This window comes from Streptomyces sp. NBC_00316 (assembly GCF_036158715.1).
Lineage (GTDB): Bacteria > Actinomycetota > Actinomycetes > Streptomycetales > Streptomycetaceae > Streptomyces.
On the sequence record NZ_CP108023.1, the window covers coordinates 7454306 to 7469036 of the forward strand.

Below are 14731 nucleotides of genomic sequence, written 5' to 3' on the forward strand. Positions count from 1 at the left end.
CGGCGGAGGGGTCATCGAAACACCCCACTGCCATGCTGCGGGAGACCTGGGCCCTGCTGTGGGCCAGGACCGCGAGTCGATCCACGCTTTCTTCGCTGCCCGTCGCCGCGCAGGAGTCTTCGAGTACTGGGTGGCCTAACGCGACCCACTCACCGGCGGGCATCAGTTGACCTGGGAGTACGCGCGCCTGGCTGACGGGCGAACAGACGTCGAGTCCACGGACATCGTCCACGGATTCAGCGCGCATCATCTCGTCTGTTGGGGCTGGGGCGGCTTTAGGAAGCTCCGCGCCGCCGCCAACAACACCCCACCCACCGGTTGATCTTTGAAACCTCGACGCGCCCCAGGCGCGCAGCCGGCGAACCCCTCACCGAGTCAACGATCATTCAGGAAGGCTCGACATGCCGGGCTCCGAACTCTATGAGAAATTCATGGCGCTGCATACCCGCGACGGTGGCCTTGTCATGCCGAACGCATGGGACGGCCTCTCGGCGCTGATACTGGCCGATGCCGGTTTCGAGGCGATCGCAACATCGTCTGCGGCGATCGCCGCCACGCTCGGCCGCCTCGACGGGCGTCACGAAGTCATGCGCGAAGAGCACCTTGAGCATGCGCGACTGCTCGGCCGCCTCACCGGGCTGCCCGTCAACGGAGACTTCGAGGACGGATATGGCGACATGCCTGAAGACGTCGCCGCGACCGTTGAGGCCGCCGTGGAGTCCGGCCTGGCCGGTATCGGCGTGGAGGACACCTCGGGCGATCCCGAAAAGCCGATCCGCGACTTCGACGAAGCAGTCAAACGCGTACGTAGCGCCGTCGACGCTTCGAAGGGGCGCATCGTCGTTACCGGCCGCACCGACAACTTCATCCAGGGACGGCCCGACCTTGACGACACCATTCGGCGTCTGACGGCCTTCGCCGAGGCGGGCGCGGATGTGGTCTACGCGCCGTTCCCACCCGACCGCGAAGCACTCGTCGCGATCGTCACCGCGGTCGCCCCGACACCGGTCAACGTCCTGGTGTCTCCGTCGGACGAGGTGCTGACCGTCGCGGAACTGCAGCAGGCCGGGGTCAAGCGCATCAGCCTGGGTCCGCTGCTCTACACCCACGCGATGGGCGCACTCGAACAGGCCACGAAGGCGCTCCTCACGGGCGACCTCGCCTCGGCAACGACAGGTACGAGCTTCGCACGCGTCAACGAACTGCTTGCTCACGGCAAGAACTAACCCAAACAGCACAAATCGCTGACTCTTCACCCAGTGATTGCAACACAAAGGAAGGTTGCCATGAACCTCGACAAGCTCATGAACAAGCACCTCACCAGGTACTTCGACCCCAGCAAGACCATCCCGGAGGAAACACTTCAGCAAGTGCTGGGGTTCCTGCGCTCGACGCCGTCGTCGACGAACGTACAGCCCAACCATTTCTACGTCCTCGCCACGCCCGAAGGAAAGGAGCGGCTGGCGGCCAACCTCGGCGAACGATTCCAGGACAACAGCGAGAAGATCCTGAACGCCTCACACACCGTCATCCTCACCACCAGAGCGGATCTTCCCGACAGCCACCTCGATGAGGTGTTCAACAAGGAGAGGACCGACGGGCGGTTCGCCGACCCGGCAAAGCACGAGCTGTGGGAGTTCATGACCCGCGACTTCCTCAACCTGCGCAAGTACGGGTACAAGGACGTGAACCACTGGATGGAAAAGCAGACCTACCTGGCCATGGGTCTGACCATGATGGCGGCTGCTGAGCTCGGCGTCGAAGCCATGCCGCTCGAAGGGTTCGACCCGACCAGTGTCGACAAGGCGTTCAAGATCCGCGAGACCGGACACACCACGACAGTGCTGCTGGCCCTCGGCTACCCCGACCCCGCGAAGGTGTACGCCAGCCCGATTTCGCGCTTCGAAACCGACCGGCTGTTCACCTTCGTGTAAACATCCCGGCACCGGGAACGACTGTGGCCGAAGTCCGCAGGCCGCGGACGCTCCTGGTCCTTGAGGCCGGCCCACCCCAGACAACCAGGCCTGCGGCCGGCGCCGCCGGTCATCACGGCCCGCGCGATGTCGGTTGCGGTCGCCGGCCGGCGCCCCAACCGTTGGCGGCCGGGATGACCCAACAGCGTCGGCGGACCTCCCACTCGCCCGGCAGAGGGTTCTCCGACCCGCACCGTGGGGTCGCCGAACGGCTCAGCACGGAACTGCTGGCGGTAGGCGTCGACGAGATCCACACCGCGCCAAAGTAGACCGCGATCTCGCCGACGCCGATCGGGTCGGGCGGCACCTCTCGCAGCGTCTCGACATCCACGGCGTACCGCTCGTCGAGCGCCGCGGCCTCCGCGACACGCCCTTGACCTCAACAGGTTGAAACAAGCGCGGCGAGAGCGACGGAAGCGCGGACTGATGGCTACCTGCCGTCGGCGGCAACGCTGCTGTCTGAGGCGCCGGGGATCTGGGAACCGGTCGGTCGGACTGAGAGCGACAACAAAGATCTAGTGTGAAGGCGTGCGGAACGTCCAGTTCGACGCCGCTGCCGGATTTGGGTTTTCGGCCTGTACCTCCTGGTCGGCCGGACTGAGTGAGAGGACAAAGATTTACTGTGAAGGCGTGCGGAGTGTCCAGGGCCGAAAAGGAAGTCGCCCTGCTGGAGTTGCCCGAACCGTCATCTCCCGAGCCCGGTCAGATCCTGGTGGCGGTTGAGGCGGCCGGGGTCGGCCCGTGGGACGAGCTGGTAATCGACGCCAGTTGGGACGTGGGACTGCGTCCCCCGGCAGCACTGGGAGTCGAGGGCGCAGGCAAGGTGCTGGCCGTCGGTGCGGGTGTCACCGGGTTCGCCGTAGGCGACCGGGTGCTCGCGCACGAGGCGCCGCTGCCTGGAGGAAGCGGCTTCTGGGCCGAACGCGTTCTGATCAACGCGGAACACGCGGCAGCCTGCCCACCAGGGTTGGACCCCGCACACGCAGCGGCACTGCCAGTCAACGGGCTCACCGCGTTGCAGGCCCTGGAGAAGCTGGACCTCAGCCGAGGACAGCGACTCCTGATCACCAACGGAGGCGGGGGCACCGGAGCCCTGGCCATCCAACTCGCCGCAGCCAACGGCATCGAGGTGACCACAACCGCGTCTGCTACCGCCACAGAGCGCCTGGTTGGTCTGGGAGCGATGGAGGTCGTCGACTACCACGACCCGAACTGGCCGACCAAGGTACGCGGCGGGTTCGACGCTGCCCTCATCATCGCTGCCGGCACGGCTGACACGGCCCTGCCATTGGTGCGGGACGGCGGCCAACTGTGCTCCCTGACCTCGGACGCGCCTCCGGAGGAACGAAGCATCACGAGTTGGGACCTCTACATCGAGCCCAACGCCGCGCAGCTTGTCCAACTGGCAGAGCAGGCCGCGGCGGGAACCTTGAAACTCGCACCGGAACCCCTGCCGCTGAGCGAGGGACCGGATGCATTCACCCAGGTGGTTGCCGGACGCGCTGGCGGTAAGAAGATCGTGCTCATCCCAGCATGACCCGACCGGCACCGCCCGATCCCGATGCTGGGCCACGGTGCCCGCCAGGCGCGATCGAGAAGTCGTCAGGCTGAGATAGGAAGGTTCACCAGGCCGCAGCCGGTGGAGCGGGTTGCCAAGCCAATTGGGCGTGGGGCGCATCCGGTCGGGCATGGTGGCGTCGTGACGACGAGGTCAAAGTGGCAGGATCTGCTAGGAGATGTGCCGACGCGGCTGATCGTGCGTCTAGGCACTAACCGCGCGGAGCGCCGCCGACATGCGAAGCGGGTGCTCGCCACTGCAGGGGCCTCGGCGCGCGGTCGGCCTGAGAGCGGTGGACATCGCCGGGCGGGTGGGGACGGGGCGTCTGCGTTGGGATCTCGCAAGTCGCGGTGAGCCAGGCCGGAACTGACGGCGAAGCGGATGTTGCGCTGCGCGTGCTGACGTCCTAGCCCCGCAATAGGAGAAGTGGAGTCCGCCCCGACATGAGCCCGCCAAAAGCACTCTCGGACGAGGTGGAAGTGGTGCAACTCCTCGTGTCTCCAGTGCACCGGTACTCAGGGCGCCCGGCCGAGGGGCCGTCAACGGACCCGGTCGGCGGACTGGTGCACCAGGCCGAGGTGCGTCGGCACCTCGGAGTCGTCGGCGACCGGTACTTCGCCCAGGCGGCTCATCACGACGCGTCAGTGACGGTCATGGCAGCAGAGAGCCTGCCCTTGGACATCAACCCAGACGTCGACCTCCGGCAGATGCGGCGAAATATCCTGCTCCGAGGCATCGACATCGACGCATACATCGGCTGGACCGTCGAACTCGACAGCGGCGGCGGTCCCCTGATCCTTGCCGTCAACCGTGCTGCACGACCCTGCGCGTGGATGGACACAGTCATCGGCCCAGGCGCACAGCGGGCACTCCGAGGTAAGGGCGGCGTCCGATGCACACCGCTGTCGGACGGCGTGCTCCGTGTCGGCAGAGCGAGCTTCTGTGTCGTCAAGCCGTCCATCAGCCGTGTGAACAAGGTTGCAGGTCCCCACAGCTAGTGTTCTGCGCCAGAGATCCGTCGGCAGAAGCCGGCGAGGGCGTTGAGGATCTCTTCGGCGGTCTTGGTCCAGATGAACGGCTTGGGGTCTTCGTTCCAGTCCATGACCCAGGCTCGGATGTCGGCTTCCAGGGCGTGGATGTTCTTGTGTGCGCCACGACGGATCATTTGGTGGGCCAGGTAGCCGAACCACCGCTCGACCTGGTTGATCCACGAGGAGCCGGTCGGGGTGAAGTGCAGTTCGAACCGCGGGTGTTGGCCAGCCAGGCTCTGATCGCTGGAGCCTTGTGGGTGCCGTAATTGTCCACGAGCAGATGGACCTGCAGGTGAGCGGGCACCTCGTTGTCGATCCGGATCAGGCACTTGAACTCCACGGCCCGGTGCCGGCGGTGCAGGGCAGTAATGACTTCCCCCGTGGCGACATCGAATGCGGCAAACAGTGTGGTCAGGCCGTTGCGCACATAGTCGTGGGTACGCCGTTCGGGCATACCGGGCATCATCGGCAGCACCGGCTGGGACCGGTCCAGAGCCTGGATCTGCGACTTCTCGTCCACCGACAGCACCACCGCACCCTCGGGCGGGTTGAAGTACAGACCCGCGACGTCGTAGACCTTCTCCACGAACAACGGGTCCGTCGACAGCTTGAAGGTGTTCGCCAGATGCGGCTTGAGCTGGAACTGCCGCCAGATCCTGCCCACGGTCGACTTCGACAGGCCGCTGTGCTGAGCCATCGATGTCCGCGACCAGTGGGTGGCGTTCTTCGGTAGCTGTTCCAGCGTGGTGGCCACCACCGCTTCCACCTGATCGACGCTGATGGTGGGCGGCCGGCCCGGCCGGGGCTCGTCCACCAGCCCGTCCAGCCGCTCGACGAGGAACCGCCGTCGCCACTTGCGGACCGTGTCCGCAGCCACCCGCAGATCCCGGGCGACCGCGATGATCGCCGGCACCTCAGGTCCCGCATACGCCAGCACAATCCGCGCCCGCAAGGCCAGTGCTTGGGCCGACGTCGCCCGACGCGTCCACCGCTCCAACACCGCCCGCTCGTCATCAGACAGCAGCAACGGTTGAAGCTGCGGGCCCCGACGAGGAACTGACGCACCAGCAGCAGAAGTCACACAACTACTAACGATGAACTACTGGCGCAGGACACTAGTGTCCCGAGTCTTAGGAAAGCTTTAGAAGTATGCTTGGCTCATGGCGCGCATGGGCACGGTCGAAGTGGTCCTGACGGATGACGAGCGGGAGACGTTGCTGCGCTGGTCACGGCGGGCGACGTCCGCGCAGGCTCTGGCCTTGCGCTGCCGGATCGTCCTCGCGTGCGCTGACGGGTTGTCGAACACTGCGGTGGGCGCGGACCTCGGGATCCACCCGACCACGGTGGCCACATGGCGGAAGCGGTTCGCGGCCAACCGGCTGGAGGGCCTGGCCGACGAGAAGCGGCCGGGCCCGGCGCGCACGGTGACCGACGAGCAGGTCGAGGACGTGATCGTGCGGACCCTGGAGGCGACGCCGAAGGGCGCCACGCACTGGTCCACGCGCGAGATGGCGAAGCAGAGCGGGCTGAGCCAGTCGACGGTCTCACGGATATGGCGCACCTTCGGCCTCAAGCCGCACCAGGTCGACACCTTCAAGCTGAGCAAGGACCCACAGTTCGTCGAGAAGGTCCGCGACGTTGTGGGCCTGTACCTCGATCCGCCCGAGCGCGCCATCGTGCTCTGCGTCGACGAGAAATCGCAAATCCAGGCGCTGGACCGCTCGGCCCCGGTGCTGCCGATGATGCCCGGCATGCCCGAGCGCCGCACCCACGACTACCTGCGCGGAGGCGTCACCACCTTGTTCGCGGCGCTCAACACCGCCACCGGCGAGGTCATCGGCTCCCTGCACCGCCGCCACCGCGCCGCCGAGTTCAAGAAGTTCCTCGCCAAGCTCGACAAGGAGGTCCCCGCCGAGCTCGACGTCCACCTGATCTGCGACAACTACGCCACCCACAAGACCCCCGCCATCCAGAAATGGCTGCTCGCGCACCCGCGCTTCCACATGCACTTCACGCCCACCAGTTCGTCCTGGCTCAACCAAGTCGAGCGCTGGTTCGGACTGCTGACGGACAAGCAGATACGCCGCGGCGTCCACAAGAACGTACAAGCGCTGGAGAAGGACATCCGCGACTGGATCGCCCACTGGAACGAAGACCCCAAGCCGTTCACCTGGACCAGATCCGCCGACGAGATCTTCGAACGCCTCGCCGGCTACCTGAACCGCCTGCCGAACCCCAAATCCTAGATATGTAGTGCTCCTAAGACTCGGGACACTAGCAGGACGTAGTGCCCCGCACGCTCACTCCTCCCCCAGAGGGATCGCCAGCGACGCGGCGCCGCTCATGTCGAGCCAGGCAACGCCCTTTGCACGCACGACACGCAGTACGACCTGACCACACTGCTGGCAGCGTGCGACAAGGCCCGGAGCGTGCCCATACACGTGCAGACAGGCGAGCGGCGCCGTGCATCCACAGTGCGCGCATCGGCTCGTCGCGGCAGTCACGTCGACGACGAAGATCTCAGAGAGGGGCCCCGCCAGCGCATTTCCGTCGATGTACCCATCGGGGGCAATGGCCGCATCCGGATCGTTGGTCTCTACAAACACCATCTCAACCTCCGAAGCGTTCGGTGCGGACACGTTCTGGGGCGTGCCCGAGGAGCACCAAGTAGGCAGCTGCCTTCTCAACGAAGCCTGTGGGCCCGCAGACGTAGCAGGTCGGCTCAAAGTCAGGGGGCCAGCCGTTGCGGACCAGGTCATGGGGGGCGACACGCCCTGGCGGCCGCGGCGCATCCGGTGGGGCTTGCCGGGTGTAGAGGTATGAGATGTCCAGTCCCGGCGATCCCTCACGGAGCTCGGAGCGATACAGCAGCTCGTCCGGGCCCCGCACGGAGTACAGAAGCCGGAAGGGGGCTCTGCTGCCAGCCATTTCGCGTGCGCGAATCATGCACATCAGCGGTACAAGCCCCGAGCCGCCCGCAACCAGAAGGATCGGCTCTGTTTGATCCTGTCCCCAGACAAACCAGCCGCCGACGGGGCCTCGCAGTTCTAGTTGGTCGCCAGGTTTCAGTTCATCCACCAAGTAGGGCGACACCTCACCATCAGGCAGGCGCTGGATCGTAAGCTCGAGGCGCTGACCATCGGAGGCAGACGCGATCGAATAGCTACGTTGGGTGCTGTAGCCGTCTTCTGCAGTCAATCGCACGTCAACGTGCTGGCCAGCCAGGTGCCCCGGCCAGTCAGGTACGTCGAGCACCACTGTGACTGCTGTGGGCGACTCGACACGCCTGCCCGTCACCTCAGCAACCCGCCAGCAAAGCCGGTCGCCTAGTCTCCCTGGTACCGCTGTTCTCGCCATGGGTCTCCGTAGTTGTGGTAGCCGGCGGTTTCCCAAAAGCCAGGCGTGTCGCTCTCCAGCAGTTCGATCCCGCGCACCCACTTGGCAGACTTCCACAGGTACAGGTGGGGTACGAGCAGCCGGGCCGGCCCACCATGTTCGGGTGCGAGGTCGTCACCGTCGTAGCTGTAGGTGATCCACGCCTTGCCATCGAGCAGATCCTCGAGCGGGAGGTTTGTGGTGTAGCCCCCGTAAGAGGTAACGAGGGCGTACTCGGCGGCTGTCTCCACATCTGCGAGCAGAACGTCCAGGGATACTCCCCGCCACTCGGTGCCGAACTTCGACCACTTGGTCACACAGTGCAGGTCGACTGTCGGAGATTCCGACGGAAGCGCCATCAAGGCGGCCCAATCCCATGTATGCCGTCGTCCGTCCTCAGTGGTTACAGAGAGCTCCCAGCTGCTCTTCTCTACGTGAGGCGTCGGCCCGGCGGACAACACCGGGAAGTCATTGGTCTCGTACTGCCCAGGTGGCAGTTTCGTGCCTTCGGACGGCCTCCGGCCGTGAAATCCGCGCGAGATAATCGTCATGCTGGTCGTCCCTGTTTGTCGGTTTTCGTACAGTCGTTGCGACGGCTTTCTGATTAGCGTCTGCAGGAAGCTTTCTCTTACCCCCATGTCACCGGGCGGGCGAGGCACTCTCAGCGCCAGAGACAGTGGGACACGCCTGGAGAGTGGCCGCGAGCCCTAGGAGTCATGCATGCGCTCAGCAAGCGGGGAGGGGCGCCTGCACTCAACGCTACCTGGGTATCCAGGCAGGCGCCGCCGCTACCGTCCTGCGGAGTGGCTACTCGCCGCGTCTAGTAACACCGTGTCCTGCGAGTGAGCGAGTGGTCAGTGGCTCCGGGCCCGGAAGATTTCAAGTCCAGTGAGACGGTCGTGAGGCTATGAGGTTTGTGGTGCGGGTTCCCTGCGCTTGGCCGGGTCGTTGATCCAGGCCGTCTGGGGTATCTCGGGTGGGCTGGGGCGGCGGCCGAAGCGTTCGGGGTGGCGGGCGTATGCCTCGGCGAGGGTGACCGCGCGCTGGTCGCGGACCTCCTCGGCGGTTCCGAAGTGGACGGAGGTGGGGGTGTGCCAGCCGATGCCCGAGTGCCGATGCTCGTGGTTGTAATACGCGATGTCAGCCGCCCAGACCTGCTCGTCAAACTGTAATACGCGCGACTTGGCGGGCGAGAGCTGGACCTAAAAATTTGGGACGCTGGTTTGTAGGCGCGCGCAAAGGCGAGGCAGGGTGCCACGGCGTAGCGTTCATGAGGGAAGGTGCGTCGCCTGATTCGCCGCGAAAACGGCCTGGCAAGCGCTCTAACTCTTTGGCCCGCGACGGATGACTGTAGAGGAGAGACGGGACATGGAGGACGAGACCCTGGCCGCGAAAACCGCCCGCTTGGGGTGCGCCACGCTCGTCGATGCCATAGGCCGAGTCCACAGTCACCGGGTTCACATTCCATCCATGGCGAGCCCCGACCCCAGCCGCACACTCTTCGGACGTGCAGCCACCATTTCCTTCATGCCATACCGCGAAGACCTGGTAGAGCCGGGCCGCGACTTCAGGTACTTCTTCTACGGGGCACTCGGCGGACGGGCGCCTACTCTGGGCCAAGTCCTCGTGCTTTCCAGCGGGGGCTACCCCGACGTGTCGCACGGCGGGGGCACCAAACTTTCCAGAGCAGACGGCCACGGGCTCGCCGGCGTCCTGGCCGACGGCCGGCTGCGGGACTTCGACCAGCTGCACGGTTACAGCTTCGCCACGTGGTGCCGAGGAGAGGCCGTCCGCTGGGGCGGCGACACGGTGATGCCCCATGCTTTCGGCATCGCCGTCGAGATTTCAGGCGTGTGTGTGAACCCCGGCGACTACGTCTACATGGACAACGCGGGGGCGTGGTGATCCCTTCAGCGAGCCTGCACCGGGTCTTGGATATCGCGGAGGAGGTCACAGCCGAGGAGGCCGCGGCTGCCAAAAACATCAGGGCCGAAGCAACGCAGCCAGACAAGTAGCTCCGGCACATCCTCCTGCAGAACGCCCCCGGCCGAAGAGTGCCCTCAGCACGCCGAGGGTTCTCTGGGCGGCCCTCAATGTGCTCCTGCTCGGCCGGGATTCCGGCGTACCGCTCCCTCCCTGCCCCTCAAGCCGTCAAGGGGCTCGAAGCCCGCTGGGGCCATCATGCGACAACTCCTGCTCCGTCCAGATGGTCTTGCCCGTCAGGTCACGCCGTACCCCCCATCGCAGGACGGTCTCCGCAACGATGAGCAGGCCGCGCCCGTTCTCGTCACTGGGATGGGCGTGCTGCAGGTGAGGAGCCACACTGCTGCCGTCTGACACCTCGCAGAACAGTGTCTCCCGCCGTATGAGCCGCAGCATGATGGGCGCTGAGGCGTGGCGCACAGCGTTGGTGACGAGTTCGCTGACGATTAGTACAGTCACGAACTTGATGTCCTCACCGATGCCCCACGCGTCCAGCTGCCGATCGACAAGGGCGCGTGCCGTGGCGACGATGGCGATGTCGCTTGCGAGGGCCCAAGACGCCATCTGGTCTGGCCCCAGCAGGCTAGTGCGCGCGATGAGCAGCGGGGCCGCGGCCGGCCAGGATGGCGCCAGGGCGTGTGCTGCCGCTTGGAAGCGCGCGTCCAGTTCCAGACCCGGCGCCTCAAGAGCAGCCTGCAGTGCGGCAGAGGAGTCGCCGGGCTCGGGGAGGGCGCTCAAGGCGAGCAGGGTGTCCGGCTCGACGGGCAGCCGGACCTCTGAGTACTTCGCTCGGGGTTCTCCGAGCCCCGGCCCCTGTACTTCGTGCAGCGCGTGGGGGCCCGATCCCGGAGATACAACGACTGGAGGGCAATGGCCCGCGCTGGCGAAGGTGACATCAGTCCGGGCCGGATCGTAGACAAGATACAGGCACGTGCTGCGCAAGTGCTCCTGTTCGTCTGGCGGGCAGGGTGCGAGGTCGACGACGAGGTCGTTGAGCCGGGTCAGCAGCTCCTGGGGTGGCGTCTCCAGAGCAGCTAGCGCTCGTATCGCTGAGCGCAGGCGGACGGCCGCCACGGCGGCGGACGCGCCCAGCGCGGTGGCGTCGCCGACGACGAGGGCTGTCCGGGCACCGGGCATGCGTATGACGTCGTACCAGCGGCCGTCGGCGCAGGCTGGGTCGAATCCGTGACGCACCTCTAGCGCTGGCGTACGCGGTACCGAGAGGGGCAAGGTGGCGCGGCGCAGGGCCACGGCGGTGTCCCGCTCGTGCGCATAGGTTTGGGCGTTTTCCAGGGCGGTCGCGGCGCGTCTCGCCAGCTCCTGGAGGAGGTCCAGGTCACCTTCCTGGAAGAGGCCGTGAGGCTCGCGCCAGCGGTAGACCGTCAGCAGTCCCAGGCCGGCGGCACGTGCGCTCAGCGGCACGACGGTCACCGAGTGGACTGCCAGGTCTCTTATGTAACGGGAGTTACGCGCGTCGTGGCCGAAGATCTCGGTGAACATCCCCCCTATAGGGCTCATCGCGAGCGCAGGCCCTTGCAGTGGGGTGTTGGTGCTGGGAAGAGGGGGGCACCGCGGCGTGCTGCCGCTCTGACCGTCGAGGGCACTGCCGGATTTCAGCGCCATCGCCGAGGCCACACGGCGCAGGGCACGCCGTGCCGGAGGGCGTGCCTCTCCTCTGACGACGTCATCTAGGACATCTACGGTGGCGGCGTCGGCCAGGCGAGGCACCAGGACGTCGGCTAGGTTTTGTGCCGTGCTGACCAGGTCCAAAGTGGCGCCTACCGTGGCGCCAGCGTCCGCCAGCAGTTTGAGCCGTTCGCGCTCGCCGTCGTTGGCGGTCTGGCCGTGCAGAGGTTGGAGGGTCAGGTGCCGCTGGGCGGCGCTGCTCGGGGTGCTGGTAGCTCGGCGGTCGCTGGACACGTGGACGCGCTGCAGCCTGGTGCCGGCGGGTAGCTCATGCTCCCGCTCGAAGGCCCGTGCGGCCTGCTGGCTCCGCCAGGAGAGCAGTATGACGGCTTCGCCGGGCTGGTCCAATGCTTCGAAGAGGTCCCAGGCGGCCAGGCCTTGGGTAGTGGTACCCAGGCCAAGGCGTTCGGCGCATTGCCGTGGGTTGTCCAAGGCGTGGTGTGCTTCCTGGCCCGCCATGCTCAGCACGGTCACCGCTGCCCCTTGCTCACCAGCGCTGTCAGGCTGCGGGGTGGGGGGTGACGGGGCCGCCCTCGTATCGAAGGCCACCTCGCCCGTCCGCAGGCGGTAGTCGAGGAGCGAGCCCAGGGCCTCCCCGCGACTACCGGGATGTTCTATCCTGGCCGTACGGCCCGTCTTACCGGCCCAGACGGCGAGTGACATGAGCCAGCCTTCACGGGTCGCGCTGCGGTATTCGTTGCGCTCGGCGGGCTCGCCGCCTCCCAGTGTGCGCTGCACTGCTGCGGCGTGGTCGCGGTAGGAGTCGAACTGACCCGGTTCCGGCTGTGCCTCGAACAAGACCGCGAGCATGGCGGGCTCCATCGGGTCGATGCTGCTGCACAGGGGGCCAATCAAGGCGGACGGGGGCCGGGGGCCGGGGCCTTCTCGTCTTCCCGCTCTCCCGGCTCCGGCGAGGGCGGTCCGGGCTATCAGGGACAGCGCCGATCACCTCCAGTCTAGTTTGCCGCCCTCCCAGCGCACGTCGGGCCGGGCGTCACCCGCCTTGGCGCACCTTCACGGGCAGCCTTGGCCGCCGTCGCCCCAGTGGTAAGAACACGGGCTGCAGACGACGCAGAACATGTGGGACTACTGACGCACCAGCGTTGCTTAGGAGGCAGACATGCCGGAGTACAGCAAGAGCCCGGAGCGCGTCTCGCAGCTCACCGACGAGCAGTATCGGGTGACCCAACAAGATGCGACGGAGCCTTCGTTCGTTAATGCCTACTGGGACAACAAGGCGCCCGGGATCTACGTGGACACCGTGTCCGGGGAGCCGCTGTTCGGCCTCGGTGGACAAGTACGACAGCCTGACTGGGTGGCCCAGCTTCACGCGGCCTATAGACCCCAAATACATCGTCGAGAACCCGGATATCAACCACGGCATGGTTCGTGTCGAAGTCCGGTCGGCACACGGTGACAGCCATCTTGGGCACCTGTTTCCCGACGGGCCAAGCGACAAGGGATGAGCTTCCTCCGCTTTGACGGACACCATTGGTGTGGTGGTCAGGCTGCGAGTGCGGTCTCGTACTCGGCGGGGCTGAGGTAGCCGAGGCTGCTGTGCAATCGGTGCAAGTTGTACCAGCCCTCGATGAAATCGAAGATCGCGGTGCGGGCGGCGGCCCGGCTGGGCCAGGCGGAGGTGCCGAGCAGTTCGCGTTTGATGGTCGAGAAGAACGACTCGGCGAGCGCGTTGTCCCAGCACTGACCGGTGCGGCCGACCGACAGTCGAATCCCGAACTCGCTTGCCAGCGAGGCGAATTGCTGACTGGTGTACTGGCAGCCGCGATCCGAATGGAAGATCACGGGATGGGTGGGGCGACGCTGCCGGCAGGCGTCTGTCAGCGCGTCGGCCACCAGCTCGGTTCGCAGGTGATCGGCGGTTGCCCAGCCGACCACGCGCCGGGAGGCGATGTCGATGACCGTGGCCAGATAGAGCCAGCCCTCCTCGGTCGGGACATACGTGATGTCGCCGCACCAGCGGGCATCGAGCCCGGTGCGGTCGGGCTGGAAGTCCCGGACGATGAGGTCGGGACGGAAGGCAGCCCTGGGATCAGGGATCGTGGTCAAATGCCGTCGTCTGCGGTGCCGGCCCTGCAGTCCTGCGGCCTGCATCAGTCGTGCGACACGACGGCGACCGCACCGGGCACCCTCGCGCATGAGCACGGCGTGCACGCGCGGGGCCCCATAGGTTCCGCGCGATTTCGCATGGACCTCGACAATCTGCTTGGTCAGCTCGGCATCCCGCACTGCACGGGGGCCAGGCAGGCCGGAGCGACGGGCATAGAAGGCGGTCCGGGAGACCTTCATCAGCTCACACGCCCGTTTGACGCTGTGACCTGCCTGCTTCTCCGCCTCGATGAACGGGTGCACCGTCACCGGGTCTCCTTCGCGAAGAAAGCTGTGGCCCGCTTGAGTACGTCGACATCCTCGCGCAGCCGGCGGTTCTCCCGCCGCAACGCGGCCAGTTCCTCGCGCTCACTGCTGGTCAGCCCGTTGCGCTCGCCCGCATCGACCTCGGCCTGCTTGACCCAGTCCCGCACCGCGGTCTCGGTCAGCTCGAAGTCCTTGGCGACCTGCCCGACCGAGCGGTCACCCCGTCGGCACAGCCCGACGATCTCGGCCTTGAACTCCGGCGTAAACGAACGACGAGGGCGGCGAGGCTTCTTCTTCCCCATGCTCTCCATGATGGACATCCTCCCGGGGCTGAACCCCTGATCTCGAATGTCCGTCAAAGCGGATCAAGCCCAGGAGGACTCCGGTACTGCATCAACTCCGCGTCCCTGCGCTTCATACCCGTCGAGGAACTCCAGAAGGAGGGGTACGGTCAGTACCTGGGCCTGTTCGACGCGCCTGAGGGCACGGCCGGCGCCTGACCCGCTCTTCCCGTGGCCGTCAGGCCTACACGTTGGGAATCCGGACCGCCTGGGTCGGCCCCCGTCACGCCGTTCCCGAGCAAGTCGTCCGCTCTTGGGGCGGCGCTGACAAGAAGGGACCGTCAGCACCCATGCAGAGCAGAATGGCAAATATGCGTCACGCCGAGGTTTCACAGCAACGCCAGTCGACTCCGGGCCTCCCCTGCAGCGCCGCTGTGCCTGCGCTGTCATTCAGACCCACGCCTATGGCTG

13 protein-coding genes and 2 pseudogenes are annotated in these 14731 nt (G+C 66.2%); 8 read left to right on the forward strand and 7 right to left on the reverse strand.

Features of this window, described 5'->3' with window-relative positions:
- Nucleotides 1-401: 401 nt before the first annotated feature.
- From OG878_RS33190 to OG878_RS33205, 4 genes are all read left to right on the forward strand, one after another.
- On the forward strand, nt 402-1226 hold the full coding sequence (locus tag OG878_RS33190; RefSeq protein ID WP_328890190.1) for an isocitrate lyase/PEP mutase family protein: 825 nt from the start codon (nt 402-404) through the stop codon (nt 1224-1226).
- Between the two features lie 60 nt (nt 1227-1286).
- The gene (locus OG878_RS33195; RefSeq protein WP_328890191.1) at nt 1287-1934 is read left to right on the forward strand and encodes a nitroreductase family protein; all 648 of its coding nucleotides are present in this window, start codon (nt 1287-1289) and stop codon (nt 1932-1934) included.
- A 676-nt stretch (nt 1935-2610) separates the two neighbouring features.
- Nucleotides 2611-3510, forward strand: coding sequence for an NADP-dependent oxidoreductase (locus OG878_RS33200; RefSeq protein ID WP_328890192.1), 900 nt, complete (start codon nt 2611-2613; stop codon nt 3508-3510).
- A gap of 674 nt (nt 3511-4184) precedes the next feature.
- Complete coding sequence (locus OG878_RS33205; protein WP_328890193.1) at nt 4185-4529, forward strand: molybdenum cofactor biosysynthesis protein; 345 nt, start codon at nt 4185-4187, stop codon at nt 4527-4529.
- Here OG878_RS33205 and OG878_RS33210 read toward each other — a convergent pair.
- Nucleotides 4526-5643: pseudogene (locus tag OG878_RS33210) on the reverse strand (IS630 family transposase). The gene OG878_RS33205 and the pseudogene OG878_RS33210 sit on opposite strands and share 4 nt — an antisense overlap.
- 79 nt (nt 5644-5722) lie before the next feature.
- Between OG878_RS33210 and OG878_RS33215 the strand changes: the two are divergent.
- A complete protein-coding gene (locus tag OG878_RS33215) occupies nt 5723-6808 on the forward strand; it encodes an IS630 family transposase (protein WP_328890194.1) in 1086 nt (361 codons plus the stop codon).
- Between the two features lie 54 nt (nt 6809-6862).
- Here the strand turns inward: OG878_RS33215 and OG878_RS33220 are convergent, their stop codons facing one another.
- From OG878_RS33220 to OG878_RS33230, 3 genes are read right to left on the reverse strand one after another with little or no spacing between them, the layout of a single operon-like run.
- Complete coding sequence (locus OG878_RS33220; protein WP_328890195.1) at nt 6863-7171, reverse strand: DUF6510 family protein; 309 nt, start codon at nt 7169-7171, stop codon at nt 6863-6865.
- A gap of 1 nt (nt 7172) precedes the next feature.
- On the reverse strand, nt 7173-7919 hold the full coding sequence (locus OG878_RS33225; protein WP_328890196.1) for a ferredoxin reductase: 747 nt from the start codon (nt 7917-7919) through the stop codon (nt 7173-7175).
- Nucleotides 7889-8488, reverse strand: coding sequence for a sulfite oxidase-like oxidoreductase (locus tag OG878_RS33230; protein WP_328890197.1), 600 nt, complete (start codon nt 8486-8488; stop codon nt 7889-7891). The genes OG878_RS33225 and OG878_RS33230 overlap by 31 nt, the downstream gene beginning before the upstream one ends.
- Nucleotides 8489-9407: 919 nt before the next feature.
- Between OG878_RS33230 and OG878_RS33235 the strand changes: the two genes are divergently transcribed.
- Nucleotides 9408-9842: an RraA family protein gene (locus OG878_RS33235; RefSeq protein WP_328891463.1), complete on the forward strand. Its 435-nt coding sequence runs from the start codon at nt 9408-9410 to the stop codon at nt 9840-9842.
- A gap of 246 nt (nt 9843-10088) precedes the next feature.
- Here the strand turns inward: OG878_RS33235 and OG878_RS33240 are convergent, their stop codons facing one another.
- A complete protein-coding gene (locus OG878_RS33240) occupies nt 10089-12428 on the reverse strand; it encodes an ATP-binding SpoIIE family protein phosphatase (RefSeq protein WP_328890198.1) in 2340 nt (779 codons plus the stop codon).
- Nucleotides 12429-12726: 298 nt separating this feature from the next.
- Between OG878_RS33240 and OG878_RS33245 the strand changes: the two are divergent.
- Nucleotides 12727-12831, forward strand: a pseudogene (locus OG878_RS33245) (peptide-methionine (R)-S-oxide reductase MsrB); the annotation flags it as partial.
- A complete protein-coding gene (locus tag OG878_RS33250) occupies nt 12824-13072 on the forward strand; it encodes a peptide-methionine (R)-S-oxide reductase (protein ID WP_328891464.1) in 249 nt (82 codons plus the stop codon). The pseudogene OG878_RS33245 and the gene OG878_RS33250, both read left to right, overlap by 8 nt.
- A gap of 37 nt (nt 13073-13109) precedes the next feature.
- Here OG878_RS33250 and OG878_RS33255 read toward each other — a convergent pair whose 3' ends face one another.
- Both OG878_RS33255 and OG878_RS33260 read right to left on the reverse strand, forming a co-directional pair.
- Nucleotides 13110-13982, reverse strand: coding sequence for an IS3 family transposase (locus OG878_RS33255; protein WP_328884813.1), 873 nt, complete (start codon nt 13980-13982; stop codon nt 13110-13112).
- On the reverse strand, nt 13979-14290 hold the full coding sequence (locus OG878_RS33260; protein ID WP_390838786.1) for a transposase: 312 nt from the start codon (nt 14288-14290) through the stop codon (nt 13979-13981). The genes OG878_RS33255 and OG878_RS33260 overlap by 4 nt, the downstream gene beginning before the upstream one ends.
- Nucleotides 14291-14731: the final 441 nt, after the last annotated feature.